This window comes from Metapseudomonas otitidis (assembly GCF_900111835.1).
GTDB lineage: Bacteria > Pseudomonadota > Gammaproteobacteria > Pseudomonadales > Pseudomonadaceae > Metapseudomonas > Metapseudomonas otitidis.
In genome coordinates, this window is record NZ_FOJP01000004.1 from 269,088 (window position 1) to 285,004 (window position 15,917).

Here is a 15,917-nt window from a genome sequence, read left to right on the forward strand (position 1 = left end):
AGGGACCTGTCTGGCTGGGCGGAAAAAGGGCGCCGATCATAGCAAAGATGAGGGGTTTACGGCCTGCGCTGCCTGGAACATGAATGTGGCTCATGTTGGCGGTGGGGTGTAGGCCTCTGGTAGGCCGGGCGCGCGGGATTCAGCGGGGGACGGCCGGAAACGGCCCGGAAGGCGGGCGCCGTGGATGAGGGGGGATCATCCACGGCGTGGCGGGCTTACCTGGCGCAGCTGACGGTTTCGTACACGAAGTACTTCACAAGGTCGCGGTCGGTGCGGTTCCACACTTCGCCGACCGAGCGTACGCCCTGGCTCTGGCCCACCGGGCCGGCGATGCTGCCGCACCAGCAGCGCGGGTAGGTGCCGCGATACAGGGTGCCGCCGATGACCACGGCGACGTGGCCGTTGTTGCGCGCGGGGTTGTGGTCGCTGCCTTTAAGGCCGGCGATCACGAACCAGCCCTGGGAGGCCTTCTGCGCGGCTTCCGCGCCGCTCTTCAGTTCCTTCCAGCCGCTGGCCTGGGGCAGGCCGGACATGATGGCGTCGGCATTGCCGGCGGGGATCGGCACGTTGAGGGTGGCGGCAACCGACTGGAGGAAGCCGGAGCAGTTGTTCTTGTTCTTGGTGCCGGCGATGAAGCTTTCATCCCAGGCGGCCGTGCAGGCGTTGACGATGCAGGTATCGAGGCTCATTGACGTTCCCTATCAGGGTTTGCAGAACGGTTGGACGGGTTGGCGCGCCTGTTTCTTGCAGCTGCCGAGCGAGTCGCCGTCGCACTGGCTGCCCAGCACCAGCTGCTCGCCCACCACGGCGGCGCGCTTGCCGGAGACGTCCAGGCGGTGGATGGCCTTGCAGGTGGCGGTGTCGTAGGCCACCAGTTCGCTGTTGGAGCCGCTGTACTCGAAAGTCACCAGGCGCTTCTCGTCACGGCTCAGGTACAGGGGTTCACGGGCCCAGATGCCACCGTCCTCGATGTTGCAGCCCTTGCCGCTGGCGGTGTCGCGCAGCACCACGGGGGGCTCGGGGAAGGCATCCGGCTCTTTGATCTCGGGGTTCTCGTTGGTGAAGCTGACCTCCAGGTGCTGGCCCTTGCCGACGAAGACGTTCGGCGCTGCGGCGCTGGCACTGAGGGGGAGCGGCGCGAAACCGCAATCGGCGGCCTGGGTGCAGGCACAGAGGAACAGGGCGGCAAGGCCACCGGCGAGGGCTTTCATGACGATCTCCTGTGGAGCATGCGATGGGGTGGCGACCCTCGGGGTGCGGCCGGGTGGCGAGCGGGCGTGGTGCCCGTCGACGTCCCTGTGGCTGCGCCGACTGTCCCTGATGGTCCGGCGTGGCGCGAAGGATACGCCTGGCGCCGTGTACGGAAAATGACGCGGTTCACGGATGCGAAGGCCTGCAGGGTGCCGCTTGACGGCGTATGCGCACAGCTAGTTTTGGCCTCGCGGAACTCTCTCGTGCGAGTGGTGTTCGGATTGGCGCGGATGCACTGCAAGCGCTTGTATCCCTAACCGACCGGGCCTTTGTCACTGCGCGACGGAGACGGGGCCGGTAGAATCCCTGCTTTCCGTTTCGCTTCGTTCAAGGATGAGGTCATGCGCCATCGCCTGTTGTCGTTCGTGTTCCTGCTCTGCGCAGGCTCTGGGGTGCAGGCTGCATCGGTGTCCTACACCCGTGATGTGCAGCCGATCTTCGAGAAGAAGTGCGTGGCCTGCCATGCCTGCTATGACTCGCCCTGCCAGTTGAACCTGGGCAGCGCCGAGGGGGCTGCCCGTGGGGCCACCAAGCAGCCGGTCTACGACGGCACGCGGACCCAGGCCCAGGCCACCACGCGGCTGTACTTCGATGCCCACGGCGAGGCGGCCTGGCGGCAGAAGGATTTCTATTCGGTGCTCAACGGCCAGGGGCCCCAGGCTGCCCTGATGGCGCGCATGCTGGAGTTGGGCCACAGCAACCCGCCGGCGCCCAATGCGAAGCTGCCGGAGGACCTGGACATCGGCATCAACCGGCAGAACCAGTGCCCGACGCCTGCCGAGTTCGACGACTACGCGCGGCGCTATGCCCATGCCGGCATGCCCTTCGCGGTGACCGGGCTGGACGCGCAGGAATACCAGACCCTCCAGCGCTGGCTGGGGGCCGGGGCGCCGGTGGAGGAGCAGGCGCCGCTGCCGACGCCGAGCGAGGCGGCCCAGGTGGCACAGTGGGAGGCGCTGCTCAACGCCCCCGGTGCCCGCGAGGTGCTGGTGGGGCGCTGGTTGTTCGAGCACCTGTTCCTGGCGCACCTGTACTTCGACGGTGGGCGCAGCGGCCACTTCTTCCAGTTGGTGCGCTCGCGCACGCCCAGTGGCCAACCCATCGACCCCATCGCCACCCGCCGGCCGAACGATGACCCGGGCACCACCTTCTACTACCGGATGTGGCCGATCCAGGGGGCCATCGTCCACAAGACCCACATCACCTACCCGCTGAGCGCGGAGAAGATGAAGCGGGTCCGCGAGCTGTTCTTCTCCAGCAACTGGAACACCGACAAGGTGCCGGGCTACGGCGCCCAGCGCCGGGCCAATCCGTTCGAGACCTTCGAGGCCATCCCGGCCCGGGCCCGCTACCAGTTCATGCTGGACAACGCGGAATACTTCGTTCGCACCTTCATCCGCGGGCCGGTATGCCGCGGGCAGATCGCCACCGACGTGATCCGCGACAACTTCTGGGCGATGTTCCAGGACCCGGCGCACGACCTGTACGTCACCGATGCCGCCTACCGTGGCCAGGCCACGCCGCTGCTGGCGATGCCGGGGCAGTTCGACGACATCGGCAACCTGCTGGGGCTGTGGCTGAGCTACCGGGACAAGCGCAACGCCTACGAGAAGCTGCGCCAGGAGGCCTATGCGGCGGCTCCGGCGCCCACCTGGAGCACCGTTTGGGCGGGCAATGACAATGCGCTGCTGTCGATCTACCGCCAGTTCGACAGCGCATCGGTGCGCAAGGGGCTGATCGGTCAGGTGCCGCAGACGATGTGGCTGTTGGACTACCCGTTGCTGGAGCGCACCTACTACCAGCTGGTGGTCAACTTCGACGTGTTCGGCAACGTGTCCCACCAGGCGCAGACCCGGCTCTATTTCGACCTGATCCGCAATGGCGCGGAGGTGAATTTCCTGCGCCTGATGCCGGCAGCATCGCGGGATGCGTTGCTGGATGACTGGTACCAGAACAGCGGCAAATTGAAGATGTGGCTGGATTACGAGGCCATCGACAACGACACCCCGACCGGGCTGTTCCTGCCGGTGGAGGGGGCCAAGGGGGCCTTTGCCGCCGAGCTGGTCAAGCGCTTCGAGGGCCTCAACGCCCGGCCGGACCCGATCAACCGCTGCACGGCGAATTGCTACCGCCCGGGCATCGACCCCGCGTTGCAGGACGCCGAGCAGGTGCTGAGCCAGTTGGTCAGTCGCCCGGCGGCAGGGCTGCGGGTGATCGAGCAGTTGCCCGAGGCGACCTTGCTGAGGGTGGAACTGCCCAACGGCAAGCGCGAGGTCTACAGCGTGCTGCGCAACCGCGCCCACAGCAACGTGGCCTTCATGATGGGCGAGGAGCTCCGCTACCAGCCCGGCCTGGACACCCTGACCATCTACCCGGGCGTGCTCACCAGCTACCCGAACTTCATCTTCGCTTTGCGCGCCGACGAGGTGCCGGACTTCGTCACCGCCCTGGGGCGGGTGAAGGACACGGCAGCCTTCGACAAGGTGGTGGAGCGCTGGGGTATCCGCCGTAGTCACCCGCAGTTCTGGTTCTACTTCCACGACCTGTCGGCCTACATCCGCGAGACCGAGCCGGTGGAGGCGGGCGTGCTGGACATGAACCGCTACCAGAACCTCTGAGGCGCGCTGCAGCGCTCTTTCCACCGGGAAGAGCGCTGTCTGGAGCTCGGGCTGAGCTAATCGGGAATAATTCCTACTAAATTACTGGGACTTTATCCGTCGGACCGGATTGGCGTACACTGCGCGCCATGTTCGCGAGGAGTTGCCATGAGCGCCATCACCATTACCCAGGCAGCCCAGGATTACCTGGCTGACCTGCTGTCGAAGCAGAACACCCCCGGCATCGGTATCCGCATCTTCATCACCCAGCCCGGCACCCAGTACGCCGAGACGTGCATCGCCTACTGCAAGCCCAGCGAGCAGAAGCCCGAGGATACGCCCCTGGCCCTGGCGTCCTTCACGGCGTGGATCGATGCCGTCAGTGAGCCCTTCCTCGAAGACGCGGTGGTGGACTATGCGACCGACCGCATGGGCGGCCAGCTGACCATCAAGGCGCCGAATGCCAAGGTGCCGATGGTCAACGAGGACAGCCCGCTCAACGAGCGCATCGACTACTACCTGCAGACCGAGATCAACCCCGGCCTGGCCAGCCACGGCGGCCAGGTGAGCCTGGTGGACGTGGTCGAGGAAGGCATCGCCGTGCTGCGTTTCGGCGGCGGCTGCCAGGGCTGCGGCATGGTCGACATGACGCTGAAGGACGGTGTCGAGAAGACTCTGATGGAGCGCATCCCCGAACTCAAGGGCGTGCGTGACGTCACCGACCACAGCAACCGCGAGAACGCCTACTACTGAGGCGATGCGCGAAGCAGAGAGAGGCAGCCTACGGGCTGCCTTTTTCGTCTTCGGGACTGGGGGCGGTTGGCGCCGAGGCTGCTGACTCGTCGGGCCCGACGTGGTTGCCGCCAGCGGGTGAGACGGGGCGCGGGGCGATGGCCTGGTCGAGGATGTCCAGGACACGCTGCAGGCCTTCGGGCATCAGTGTCTGGCGGGCGTGTACGTCTATGTTGTATTCGACGCCGTACTTCCGGCTTGTGTCGCTGCCTTTGACGTCAGGCGATGGTATCGCGACCGGGGCGCTGATCGTCCCCCAGACCGGCTGGCCCGAGGTTGGGCTGCACAGGTCGATTCCCGGGAGTGGAAGTTCGTGCGCCGATGCTTCTGTAGCGGTGGAGGCATCGTGCGGGTCGGGTATCGGCTTCGACATCGTGCTGGGCCTTGTAGTTGGGGGCGGTAGCGGGCAACTCTAGCCGTTGGCAAAGCGGCCAGCGAGCAAGGCGGCTGTGCTCAGTGCGCCTTGTGTGGGCGAACGCTGGCTGCCAGCAAGGCGATGACCAGCAGCGGCAGCATGCCGAGGTTCACGGCGGCCCAGCCCAGGCTAGTGATGAGGGCACCGGAGGCGAAGGACGCGCAGGCTGCCACCAGGCTGTTGCTCAGCTCCATCAGGGCCTGGGCCTGGCCCCGCTCGGCGCTGTCGTGGCCTTCCGCAAGCAGGGTGGTGCCGGCGACCAGCATGAGGTTCCACCCCAGGCCGAGGCACATCGAGCTGACCAGGAAATGGCTGCGCGCCAGGCCCGTGAGGGCGGTGGCCGCACTGATGGCCAGCAGCAGGATGCCGAGCCGTGCCACCTGGCGGCTGCCGAAGCGGTCCACCAGCGGGCCGGCGGCGAACGCCGGGAGGAACATGCCCAGGACGTGCCAGCGGATCACTTCCGAGCCTTCTTCGATCGACAGCCCGCACAGGCTCATGGCCAGGGGCGTGGCGTTCATCACCAGGATCATCAAGCCGTGCCCGATGGCGGTGGTGGCGATGGCTGCTCGCACGAGGGGGCGGGCCAGCAGTGCGCGTGTCGAGGCCCAGCCGGTTCGTGGGGCTGGGGGTGCATCGCCTTCACGCAGGCGATGAAGCAGCAGCAGGGCGAGCGCGGCCAGTGCCGCGATGGCGAGGTAGGCGCCGACGAAGGGTGTCGGCAGGGCGTTGCGCGACCACAGCGCCAGGCTGGGTGCCAGCAGGGCGGCGCAGATGCCGCCGCCGATCACGTAGGCGGTGGCACGGCCCTTCTGCTCCGGCGGGACCGCTTCCTGGGCGGCGAAGCGGTAGTACATCGCCGAGGCCTGGTAGGCCCCGATGGGCAAGGCGCCCAGGCACAGCAGGCTGAAGTCGCCGAGCCAGACGCCCAGGGCGCTGGTCAGGCCGCCGAGGATGCCCCCGGCCGCTCCGAGCATCAGCCCCGGGCGGCGGCCGTGGCGTTGCATGAACACCGACAGCGGCTGCACGGCGAGCAGGTTGCCCAGCACCAGCAGTGCCAGCGGCAGGGTGGCGAGGGCGTTGGCCGGCGCCAGTTGGAGGCCGATCAGCGCGGTGAGGGTGATGCCGATCAGCGAGCAGCTCCAGTACAGCGCTTGGCAGGCGAACAGCAGGCGGATTCCGGGGTTGCTCAGCAGAAGAGGCATGCGATGGCCTACCAGTACTTGGGGTGGCGGGCCTCGCGGCTCGCGTTGTTGTAGAGCAGGGCGACGAAGACCAGGAGCAGTGCACCGCTGAGGGTGGGGTAGAGCAGGAAGTCCCAGCCGGGCTGCAGCAGAAAGATGATCACCGGGTTGGAGCCGGCCGGTGGGTGCACGGTGCGGGTCACCATCATCAGGGCGATGGCGCTGCCGACGGCAAGGGCAATGGCCCACCAGTGGGGCCCGCAGAGGGCCAGGAATATCAGGCCTACCAGGCTGCTGAGGACGTGGCCGAGCACCACGTTGCGTGGCTGTGAGAAGGGGACGTCGGGGAAGCCGAAGACCAGTACGCAGGAGGCACCGAAGGAGCCCAGCAGCAGGCTGAGGGTGAGTGCGTCGCCCAGGCCGGCGATGCCGGCAATGGCCAGCACGCCGCCGAACCAGGCGAGGATCACCTGGCGCGAAGCGGGACGAGGGGGCAGGGCGGCGGCGTCGCCCCGGAGCTTCTTGGCGAATTCGAGCATGGTGACTCCAGCTTAGGCGCGCTTCAGGCAGCCATTGGGGTGGTGGATGCGTTGGGTAGACGGTGGGTTGGCCGCCAGCTTCGCGTCGGGCCGTATGGGGCGGCTCACCAGCGTGCCGGCGCAGTTGGGGCAGCGACCGTCCAGGTGGCCTTCGGCGCAGTCACGGCAGAAGGTGCATTCGAAGGAGCAGATCATGGCGTCGGTGGCGGCTGGCGGTAGGTCCTTGTCGCAGCATTCGCAGTTGGGGCGCAGTTCGAGCATCGAGGTTCTCCGGGTCAGGGGCGGCCGAAGCGCTCGGCGTATTCCTGGGGGCTGATGGACAGGTGCTTGTGGAAGGTGCGGCGCAGGTTCTCGGGGTGACCGAAGCCGGTGAGGCGGGAGACGGTCGAGATGGAGGCCTGGGCGTCCTGCAACAGGTTGCGCGCGGCCTCCAGGCGTACCCGCTCGACGTACTGGCCGGGCCCCATGCCCAGCTCCTGGCTGAAGAGCCGGGAGAGGGTGCGCGGCGACAGGTTCGCCTGGCTGGCGAGGGTGTCGAGGCTGAGGTCTTCGCCGAGGTGGAGGGGGATCCACTCCAGCAAGGCGGCGAGGCGTGATGTGCGGTGCGGGTCTGGCGCCAGCAGCGGGCTGAACTGCGCCTGGCCGCCGGGGCGCCGCAGGAAGAGCACCAGGCGCCGGGCGACTGCCAGTGCGATGGAGCGGCCGAGGTCGGCCTCTACCAGGGCGAGGGCCAGGTCGATGCCGGCGGTGACCCCGGCCGAGGTGAAGACATGGGGATCGCCGTCGCGGCCGCAGGCATCGTAGGTGTGCAGGCGGTCGCCCTGCACGTCCACGGCTTCGTGGCAGCGCAGTGTGTCGACGTCGGACCAGTGGGTGGTGGCGGTCCGGCCGTCCAGCAGGCCGGCGGCCGCAAGAATGAGGGCGCCGGAGCAGATCGAGCCGAGGCGGCGGACCTTGGGTTCGGCATCACGCAGCCAGCCAAGGAGGGGCGCATGGCTGCGTAGCGGCTCAACGCCGAAACCGCCCGGGATGAGCAGGGTGTCGAGGGTTTCCGCCGGGCAGTTGCTGCAGGCCTGCTCCGCCAGCAGGGCAAAGCCGGCTGAGGTGCGCACCGGCCCAGCCTCCAGGCCGAGCAGGAGGATGCGGTAGGGCGCGGGCAGGCCCTGGCGCTCTCGCTCGACATTGGCGGACGCGAAGACCTGCAGAGGGCCGGTCACGTCGAGGCTCATCACATCGGGGAAAGCCAGGCAGGCGATGGTCAGTGGGGTGTCCATGGCGTTCGCTTCAAGGGGGACGCCATCAGTGTGGAGGTCGGAGGTCTTGGCGACAACGACAACAAGCCCACGGATCTTGCCAATCCGCTGCTTGGGAAAGAGGGGAGTAGGTGGAGGTGATCAGGCCAGCGGCGAGCCGTGTGGACGGCTCGCCGGCGCAGTGGGCACAGCGCGGAAGAGGATTATTCCGGCATCTTCCACGGGTCGAGGCGGTAGCCCTGGCGCGACAGCTCCTCGCGGGACTGCTTGAGGACGCTGGCCAGTTGGGCCGGGTCGGTGTAGGTGCTGGTGGTGAGTTTCGAGCGGCCCAGCAGGCGGGTGCTGGTGCGGTCGATCACGCTGATGCTGAGTTCACCGCTGCCATCCTGGGGAGCCCAGGCGACGCACTGGTAGGGTTGGAAGGCGCGGCCGGCGATGATCAAGGCTTCGTTGACGCGGAGCGGAGCGTTCATTGGGGGATTCTCTCCATATTGTGCCCAAGGGTTGACTTGGCCGCCGCCAATGTGGCTGGGCGGTGTCGTGGATATGGATGGCTGATTCCCCGCTATAAGTCACAGCGAGTCGCGCTTTGGAAACAATTTGTCGCCAGGATGAATGGTGGAGTGTGCACAGGTCGCATTTCTGTCATCTGCCGGTGGGGCGAGGTCCCATAAAACATGGGGTTCCGGTTGGGGGCGAGCGCTATCATGCGGGCCTCTTCCCGGTTGCTAACAAGGTGGTTTCCTTGCGCCGTTCCCGATTTGTTGCCTGTTCCCGCCAGGTCGTGATGGCCTGCCTCGTTCCATTCCTGCTGGTGGCCTGCGCGGGGCACGATCCCGCCGATGATCCGCGCGTGCGGGCTCTGCCGATGGTGGTGGAGCTGAGCAGCGTGCCGTTCTTCGCCCAGCAGACTTATCAGAGTGCGCCGGCTTCCCTGGCTGCGCTGTTTGGCTTCCAGGGAGAAACGGTGACGCCGGGGATGGTGGAGAAGGCGTTGCAACTGCCTGAGGCCGAGGCGTCACTTGCCCAGCGGATTCCTGTGGTCGCCCACCAGCATGGTCTGTTGGTGTACCCGCTCGATAAGCATCTGGAGGACCTGCTGGTCCAGGTGGCGGCCGGCAACCCGGTACTGGTGCATCTGCGCCAGGGCTATGGCTGGCTGCCGTCGTGGCGTTATGCGGTGTTGGTCGGATTCGACCGGGAGCGTGAGGTGGTGCTGTTGCGGTTGGCCGGTGATCGTCGGGCCCAGGTCGGGTTTGCCGAGTTTGCGGCAGACTGGGCCGCCGCTGGGCAGTGGGCCGTGCTGCTTCAGGCGCCCAACGTGCTGCCAGTGGCGGCTGATGTGGCTCGCTGGCGGGCGGCGGCGGATGCATTGGCGGCTGCGGGTCAGGTGGATGCGGCGGACATGGCGAGGAAGCAGGTGCGCTGAATGTGCATCGCCCAAATGAAAACGGCGCCCTGTGGCGCCGTTTTCATTCAAGGATGGAGCATCAGAAGCCCAGCTTGTCGCGCAGGCTGTAGTACCAGGCGCCGAGGGCGCTGAACGGTACCTGGAACAGGTGGCCGCCCGGGAACGGGTAGTGCGGCAGGCTGGCGAAGGCGTCGAAACGCTCGGCCTGGCCACGCAGTGCCTCGGCCAGCACCTTGCCGGCGAGGTGGGTGTAGGTGACGCCGTGGCCGCTGCAGCCTTGGGAGTAGTAGATGTTGTCGCCAAGGCGACCCACCTGGGGCAGGCGGGACAGGGTCAGCAGGAAGTTGCCGGTCCAGGCGAAGTCGATCTTCACGTTCTTCAGCTGCGGGAAGGTCTTGAGCATCTTCGGGCGGATGATGGCCTCGATGTTCGACGGATCACGTGCACCGTAGACCACGCCACCGCCGTAGATCAGACGATTGTCGCCAGACAGGCGGAAGTAGTCCAGCAGGTAGTTGCAGTCTTCCACGCAGTAGTCCTGCGGCAGCAGGCTGCGGGCCATCTCGTCCGACAGCGGCTCGGTGGTGATCACCTGGGTGCCGCACGGCATCGACTTGGCCATCAGTTCCGGCAGCAGGTTGCCCAGGTAGGCGTTGCCGGCGACGACGACGAACTTGGCCTTTACCGACCCTTTGGGGGTGTAGACCACCGGGTTATCGCCACGCTCGACGCGGATGGCCGGGCTTTGCTCGTGGATCACGCCGCCCAGGGACTCCACTGCCGCCGCCTCGCCGAGGGCCAGGTTCAGCGGGTGGATGTGGCCGCCGCTCATGTCGAGCATGCCGCCAATGTAGTTCTCGCTCGCCACCACTTCGCGGATGCGCTTGCCGTCCAGCAGTTCCAGCTGGGTGTGGCCGTAGCGCTCCCAGAGCTTCTTCTGGGATTCCAGGTGGCCCATCTGTTTGGCAGTAAAGGCTGCGAATACGCCGCCGTCCTTCAGGTCGCACTTGATGTCGTACTTGGCAATGCGCTCGCGAATAATACGTCCGCCTTCAAACGCCATCTGGCCGAGCAGTTGGGCCTGCTTGGGGCCGACGGTGCGTTCGATGACATCTATGTCACGGCTGTAGCTGTTGACGATCTGGCCGCCGTTGCGCCCCGATGCGCCGAAGCCGACCTTGGCCGCTTCCACGACGGTGACCTTGAAGCCGTTCTCCAGCAGGAAGAGGGCGGTGGAAAGGCCGGTGTAGCCCGCGCCGATGATGCAGACGTCGGTCTGCGTCTCGCCTTCCAGTTCCGGGCGGGCCGGAACCGGGTTGGCGGAGGCGGCGTAATAGGATTGAGGGTAGGGAGTGTGCGTCATCTTGAATCTCTGTTTTTTATTTTTTACGGATGGCGAGATGCTACCCGAGTTGAAAATAGCCGGCTAGCCTCCGTGCAAGATAATTGACGAGGGGCTGAACAGTAAAAGCTCCACTTTTTCAGTCAGTTAGCGAAAAAAGTTGTTGACACCAAAATTTAACCCCGTAGAATGCGCACCCATCGAAGGCACATAGCTCAGTTGGTTAGAGCACCACCTTGACATGGTGGGGGTCGTTGGTTCGAGTCCAATTGTGCCTACCAAATCAAGCCGAAAGGCTTAGCAGAAAGGGCGATCCAAAAGGATCGCCCTTTTTGTTTTTGGCTTCGTGGTCACGCTTCAGGCGGCTGCGATATGGCCGATCAGCATGCCATGGGCAATCGTGTACAAATTGCCGTTTGCCCTGAGAGTGAGTGGCTCTCGGCTGAGAATTCGGCCGCCGCTCTGGATCAGTTCATCAATGTGCGCACGCAGTGCGAGGTATCTCCGTTGTTCTTTCATTGCGCGCCCTCCCGAGGGTGGCGGGTTACCCGCTTGAGCATAGGTGCGCGAGCGATCTGTCAGGTTGCGGTGCTGGGTTTGTGTGATCCGTGTCTCGTTTCGGCGTGAGTTACGGATGTGCGGTGGGGTGGTGAGGTGCTGCTGGCTAAATGCTCTGTAAGGCCTAATTCCTGCTTGTCACTGCGTTGTCTTTCTGAAAGCATCCGCGTTTCCCGAAATACCTCCAGTGACCCTGGTTCGGTCAGGTTGGCCTGAAAGGGCTCTGCCATCGTGTGGCAGGTATACCGCCGGATCATTTACTGGCTCATCCCAACCCATGTGGCCTTTGGTAGAGGTCACCACTAGGAGAGGAGGCGCCATGCCCATCATTACTCTTCCCGACGGCAGTCAGCGTTCGTTCGATAAACCCGTTTCCGTGCTCGAGGTGGCTCAGTCCATCGGTGCTGGTCTGGCCAAGGCCACGCTGGCGGGTCGGGTTAACGGCAAGTTGGTCGATGCTTGTGACCTGATCGAAGCCGACGCCACCCTGCAAATCATCACGCCGAAGGACGAGGAGGGGCTGGAGATCATCCGTCACTCCTGTGCCCACCTGGTCGGGCATGCGGTCAAGCAGCTCTATCCCAGTGCCAAGATGGTCATTGGGCCGGTGATTGACGAGGGCTTCTATTACGACATCGCGTTCGAGCGTCCCTTTACGCCGGACGACATGGCGGCCATCGAGAAGCGCATGGCCGAGCTGATCGACAAGGATTACGACGTCATCAAGAAGGTGACGCCGCGTGCGGAGGTGATCAAGACCTTCAAGGCGCGAGGCGAGGAGTACAAGCTGCGCCTGGTCGATGACATGCCGGACGAGAAGGCCATGGGCCTGTACTTCCATGAGGAGTACGTGGACATGTGCCGTGGTCCGCATGTGCCGAACACGCGTTTCCTCAAGGCCTTCAAGCTCACCAAAATTTCGGGTGCCTACTGGCGCGGCGACTCCAAGAACGAGCAGCTGCAGCGCGTCTATGGCACTGCCTGGGCGGACAAGAAGCAGCTGGCTGCTTATGTCCAGCGCATCGAAGAGGCCGAGAAGCGGGATCACCGCCGTATCGGCAAGCAGCTGGACCTCTTCCACCTCCAGGAAGAAGCGCCGGGCATGGTGTTCTGGCACCCCAATGGCTGGACCGTCTATCAGGTGCTCGAGCAGTACATGCGTCAGGTTCAGCGTGAGCATGGCTATGTCGAGGTGCGGACGCCCCAGGTGGTCGATCGCATCCTGTGGGAGCGCTCCGGCCACTGGTCCAACTACGCCGAGAACATGTTCACCACCGCGTCCGAGAGTCGCGACTATGCCGTGAAGCCGATGAACTGCCCGTGCCACGTGCAGATCTTCAACCAGGGGTTGAAGTCCTACCGCGATCTCCCGCTGCGCCTGGCTGAATTTGGTGCCTGCCACCGCAATGAGCCGTCGGGCGCGCTGCACGGCATCATGCGCGTGCGCGGCTTTACCCAGGACGACGCCCACATCTTCTGCACCGAAGAGCAGGTGAAGAAGGAGGCTGCGGACTTCATCAAGCTCACCTTGCAGGTCTATTCCGACTTCGGCTTCAGTGACATTTCCATGAAGCTCTCGACCCGCCCGGCCAAGCGCGTGGGGTCCGAGGAGTTGTGGGATCGGGCTGAAGGGGCTCTGGCTGACGCGCTGAACGAGTCGGGCCTGGCCTGGGAATACCAGCCGGGTGAGGGGGCTTTCTACGGTCCGAAGATCGAATTCACCCTCAAGGACTGCCTGGGTCGTAACTGGCAGTGCGGTACCCTGCAGTACGATCCGAACCTGCCTGATCGGCTCGATGCCAGCTACATCGCCGAAGATAACAACCGCAAGCGCCCGGTCATGCTTCACCGCGCGATCCTCGGTTCCTTCGAGCGCTTCATCGGCATGCTCATCGAGCACTATGCAGGGTCGTTCCCGGCGTGGCTGGCGCCGACCCAGGCGGTGATCATGAATATCACCGACAAACAGGCGGATTTTGCCCTTGAGGTCGAAAAGACTCTCAACCAAAGCGGGTTCCGTGCCAAGTCCGACTTGAGAAACGAAAAAATCGGCTTTAAAATCCGCGAGCATACTTTGCTCAAGGTTCCCTATCTCCTGGTTATCGGAGACAGGGAAGTTGAGACACGATCCGTTGCTGTGCGCACCCGTGAAGGCGTCGATCTGGGCTCCATGCCCCTCGAGCAATTCGTCACCACGCTCGCGCAGACGGTTTCCCGGCGTGGTCGCCAAGAATCGGAGTAATCACTATTAAGCGTGAAATGAGACAAGATAAACGAGCTGCACCCAAGGCCCCGATCAACGAGAACATCACGGCTCGAGAGGTGCGACTTATTGGTGCAGACGGCCAGCAAATTGGCGTCGTCTCGATCGATGAAGCGCTTCGCGCTGCTGATGAAGCAAAGCTGGACCTCGTAGAGATCTCGGCAGACGCGGTACCGCCTGTCTGCCGGATCATGGACTACGGCAAGCACCTCTTCGAGAAGAAGAAGCAGGCCGCTGCAGCCAAGAAGAATCAGCACCAGCAACAGATCAAAGAGATCAAGTTTCGTCCAGGGACGGAAGAAGGGGATTACCAGGTAAAACTACGCAACCTGGTACGTTTCCTTAATGATGGGGACAAGGCCAAGGTATCGCTTCGATTCCGCGGCCGTGAGATGGCTCACCAGGAGCTGGGTATGGAACTGCTGAAGCGGGTCGAAACCGACCTCGCTGAAATCGGAACCGTCGAACAGCATCCCAAGCTGGAAGGACGCCAGCTGATGATGGTCATCGCTCCCAAAAAGAAAAAGTAACCACCAGGGCACTGGCAGGCCTTGCGGTTATGCGTAATCACTCAATGCGGAGTATCCGAACATGCCAAAGATGAAAACCAAGAGCGGTGCAGCCAAGCGTTTCCTCAAGACCGCTTCCGGCTACAAGCACAAGCACGCTTTCAAGAGCCACATCCTGACCAAGATGTCCACCAAGCGTAAGCGTCAACTTCGCGGTAGCGAACTGATGCATCCGTCGGACAAAGCAAAAGTCGAGCGCATGCTGCGCGTTCGTTAATCGGTCAAGACTAGAGGAATACACTCATGGCTCGTGTTAAGCGTGGCGTTATCGCTCGTGCTCGTCACAAAAAAATTCTGAAACTCGCCAAAGGCTACTACGGTGCTCGCTCTCGCGTGTTCCGCGTTGCCAAGCAAGCGGTAATCAAGGCAGGCCAATACGCCTACCGTGACCGCCGTCAGCGCAAGCGTCAGTTCCGCGCTCTGTGGATCGCTCGTATCAACGCTGGTGCTCGTCAGAACGGTCTGTCCTACAGCCGCCTGATCGCTGGCCTGAAAAAAGCGGCCATCGAGATCGACCGCAAGGTTCTGGCCGATCTGGCAGTGAACGAAAAAGCGGCGTTTGCTGCGATTGTCGAGAAAGCTAAGGCCGTTCTGGCTTAAGTCCCCGACAATCACCGGGCCATCCCGGTGCTGAACGTCACCAATAGGGGAAGGGCCTTGGCTCTTCCCCTATTTCGTATCTGGAGTCAGTAAATGGAAAATCTGGATGCGCTGGTCTCTCAAGCGCTTGAGGCCGTGCAACAAACCGAAGACGTGAATGCTCTCGAACAGATTCGCGTTCAGTACCTCGGCAAGAAAGGCGAGCTGACCCAGGTGATGAAGACCCTGGGTGACCTGCCTGCAGACGAGCGGCCCAAGGTCGGTGCGCTGATCAATGCCGCCAAAGAGCGCGTCCAGGACGCCCTCAACGCCCGTAAGGACTCGCTTGAGCAAGCTGCATTGGCAGCCAAGCTCGCGGCCGAGCGGATCGATGTCACCCTTCCGGGGCGCGGCCAGGTATCTGGCGGCCTGCATCCGGTTACCCGTACTCTCGAGCGCGTCGAGCAGTTCTTCACCCGCATCGGCTACGGCATCGCCGAAGGCCCGGAGGTCGAAGACGATTATCACAACTTCGAAGCGCTCAACATCCCCGGCCACCACCCGGCCCGTGCGATGCACGATACCTTCTATTTCAACGCCAACATGTTGCTGCGCACCCATACCTCCCCGGTCCAGGTGCGCACCATGGAGTCCCAGCAGCCGCCGATCCGCATCGTCTGCCCCGGCCGTGTTTATCGCTGTGACTCGGATATCACGCACTCGCCGATGTTCCACCAGGTCGAAGGCCTGCTGGTCGACGAAGGCATCAGCTTCGCCGACCTGAAAGGCACCATCGAGGAGTTCCTCCGCGTCTTCTTCGAGAAGGACCTGGGCGTGCGTTTCCGCCCCTCGTTCTTCCCCTTCACCGAACCGTCCGCCGAAGTCGACATGCAGTGCGTCATGTGTTCCGGCAAGGGCTGCCGCGTCTGCAAGCAGACCGGCTGGCTGGAGGTGATGGGGTGCGGCATGGTCCACCCCAACGTGCTGCGCATGTCCGGCATCGATCCCGAAAAGTACCAGGGCTTTGCCTTCGGCATGGGCGTCGAGCGTTTGGCCATGCTGCGTTATGGCGTCAACGATTTGCGCCTGTTCTTCGACAACGACCTGCGCTTCCTCGCGCAATTCCGCTAGGTCGTAGTCCACGCAACGAATTCCTCAGGAGAG

17 protein-coding genes and 1 tRNA gene are annotated in these 15,917 nt (G+C 64.0%); 9 read left to right on the forward strand and 9 right to left on the reverse strand.

Features of this window, described 5'->3' with window-relative positions:
• Positions 1–215 precede the first annotated feature (215 nt).
• Together BM198_RS07065 and BM198_RS07070 are read right to left on the reverse strand one after the other, a co-directional pair.
• A complete protein-coding gene (locus BM198_RS07065) occupies positions 216–689 on the reverse strand; it encodes a hypothetical protein (RefSeq protein WP_074968834.1) in 474 nt (157 codons plus the stop codon).
• 12 nt (positions 690–701) lie between these two features.
• Positions 702–1,211 carry a hypothetical protein gene (locus BM198_RS07070; RefSeq protein WP_074968836.1) on the reverse strand — a complete coding sequence of 170 codons (510 nt, stop codon included), beginning with the start codon at positions 1,209–1,211 and terminating at the stop codon, positions 702–704.
• 381 nt (positions 1,212–1,592) lie between these two features.
• Here BM198_RS07070 and BM198_RS07075 point away from each other — a divergent pair, with 381 nt between their 5' ends.
• Positions 1,593–3,869: a fatty acid cis/trans isomerase gene (locus BM198_RS07075; RefSeq protein WP_074968838.1), complete on the forward strand. Its 2,277-nt coding sequence runs from the start codon at positions 1,593–1,595 to the stop codon at positions 3,867–3,869.
• A gap of 147 nt (positions 3,870–4,016) precedes the next feature.
• Positions 4,017–4,601: a Fe-S biogenesis protein NfuA gene (nfuA, locus tag BM198_RS07080; protein ID WP_044401745.1), complete on the forward strand. Its 585-nt coding sequence runs from the start codon at positions 4,017–4,019 to the stop codon at positions 4,599–4,601.
• A 492-nt stretch (positions 4,602–5,093) separates the two neighbouring features.
• Here nfuA and BM198_RS07085 read toward each other — a convergent pair whose 3' ends face one another.
• From BM198_RS07085 to BM198_RS07105, 5 genes are all read right to left on the reverse strand, one after another.
• Positions 5,094–6,260 carry an MFS transporter gene (locus BM198_RS07085; RefSeq protein WP_074968840.1) on the reverse strand — a complete coding sequence of 389 codons (1,167 nt, stop codon included), beginning with the start codon at positions 6,258–6,260 and terminating at the stop codon, positions 5,094–5,096.
• An 8-nt stretch (positions 6,261–6,268) separates the two neighbouring features.
• Positions 6,269–6,778 carry an HPP family protein gene (locus BM198_RS07090; RefSeq protein ID WP_074968842.1) on the reverse strand — a complete coding sequence of 170 codons (510 nt, stop codon included), beginning with the start codon at positions 6,776–6,778 and terminating at the stop codon, positions 6,269–6,271.
• 12 nt (positions 6,779–6,790) lie between these two features.
• On the reverse strand, positions 6,791–7,039 hold the full coding sequence (locus BM198_RS07095) for a DUF1272 domain-containing protein (RefSeq protein WP_074968844.1): 249 nt from the start codon (positions 7,037–7,039) through the stop codon (positions 6,791–6,793).
• 14 nt (positions 7,040–7,053) lie between these two features.
• Complete coding sequence (locus BM198_RS07100) at positions 7,054–8,052, reverse strand: GlxA family transcriptional regulator (RefSeq protein WP_074968846.1); 999 nt, start codon at positions 8,050–8,052, stop codon at positions 7,054–7,056.
• Between the two features lie 182 nt (positions 8,053–8,234).
• Complete coding sequence (locus BM198_RS07105; protein ID WP_044401762.1) at positions 8,235–8,504, reverse strand: hypothetical protein; 270 nt, start codon at positions 8,502–8,504, stop codon at positions 8,235–8,237.
• A 272-nt stretch (positions 8,505–8,776) separates the two neighbouring features.
• Between BM198_RS07105 and BM198_RS07110 the strand changes: the two genes are divergently transcribed.
• Positions 8,777–9,460, forward strand: coding sequence for a PA2778 family cysteine peptidase (locus BM198_RS07110; RefSeq protein WP_244165676.1), 684 nt, complete (start codon positions 8,777–8,779; stop codon positions 9,458–9,460).
• Positions 9,461–9,521: 61 nt separating this feature from the next.
• Here the strand turns inward: BM198_RS07110 and BM198_RS07115 are convergent, their stop codons facing one another.
• Positions 9,522–10,805 (reverse strand): NAD(P)/FAD-dependent oxidoreductase, encoded by a 1,284-nt coding sequence (locus BM198_RS07115; protein ID WP_074968848.1) that lies wholly within the window; start codon positions 10,803–10,805, stop codon positions 9,522–9,524.
• A 183-nt stretch (positions 10,806–10,988) separates the two neighbouring features.
• Between BM198_RS07115 and BM198_RS07120 the strand changes: the two genes are divergently transcribed.
• Positions 10,989–11,065, forward strand: a tRNA-Val gene (locus tag BM198_RS07120).
• Positions 11,066–11,141: 76 nt separating this feature from the next.
• Here BM198_RS07120 and BM198_RS30110 read toward each other — a convergent pair.
• On the reverse strand, positions 11,142–11,303 hold the full coding sequence (locus tag BM198_RS30110) for a hypothetical protein (protein WP_167368452.1): 162 nt from the start codon (positions 11,301–11,303) through the stop codon (positions 11,142–11,144).
• Positions 11,304–11,661: 358 nt separating this feature from the next.
• On the opposite strand from BM198_RS30110, the gene thrS reads away from it, so the two are divergent.
• The 5 genes from thrS (at position 11,662) to pheS (ending at position 15,884) form a co-directional block, all read left to right on the forward strand.
• Positions 11,662–13,584 (forward strand): threonine--tRNA ligase, encoded by a 1,923-nt coding sequence (gene thrS, locus BM198_RS07125; protein WP_074968850.1) that lies wholly within the window; start codon positions 11,662–11,664, stop codon positions 13,582–13,584.
• Complete coding sequence (gene infC, locus BM198_RS07130) at positions 13,584–14,135, forward strand: translation initiation factor IF-3 (protein ID WP_170832300.1); 552 nt, start codon at positions 13,584–13,586, stop codon at positions 14,133–14,135. Before thrS ends, infC begins: the two co-directional genes overlap by 1 nt.
• 61 nt (positions 14,136–14,196) lie before the next feature.
• Positions 14,197–14,391: a 50S ribosomal protein L35 gene (rpmI, locus tag BM198_RS07135; protein WP_044401775.1), complete on the forward strand. Its 195-nt coding sequence runs from the start codon at positions 14,197–14,199 to the stop codon at positions 14,389–14,391.
• A 26-nt stretch (positions 14,392–14,417) separates the two neighbouring features.
• The gene (gene rplT, locus BM198_RS07140) at positions 14,418–14,774 is read left to right on the forward strand and encodes a 50S ribosomal protein L20 (protein WP_044874620.1); all 357 of its coding nucleotides are present in this window, start codon (positions 14,418–14,420) and stop codon (positions 14,772–14,774) included.
• 93 nt (positions 14,775–14,867) lie between these two features.
• Positions 14,868–15,884 carry a phenylalanine--tRNA ligase subunit alpha gene (pheS, locus tag BM198_RS07145; protein WP_044401781.1) on the forward strand — a complete coding sequence of 339 codons (1,017 nt, stop codon included), beginning with the start codon at positions 14,868–14,870 and terminating at the stop codon, positions 15,882–15,884.
• The last annotated feature ends 33 nt before the right edge of the window (positions 15,885–15,917 follow it).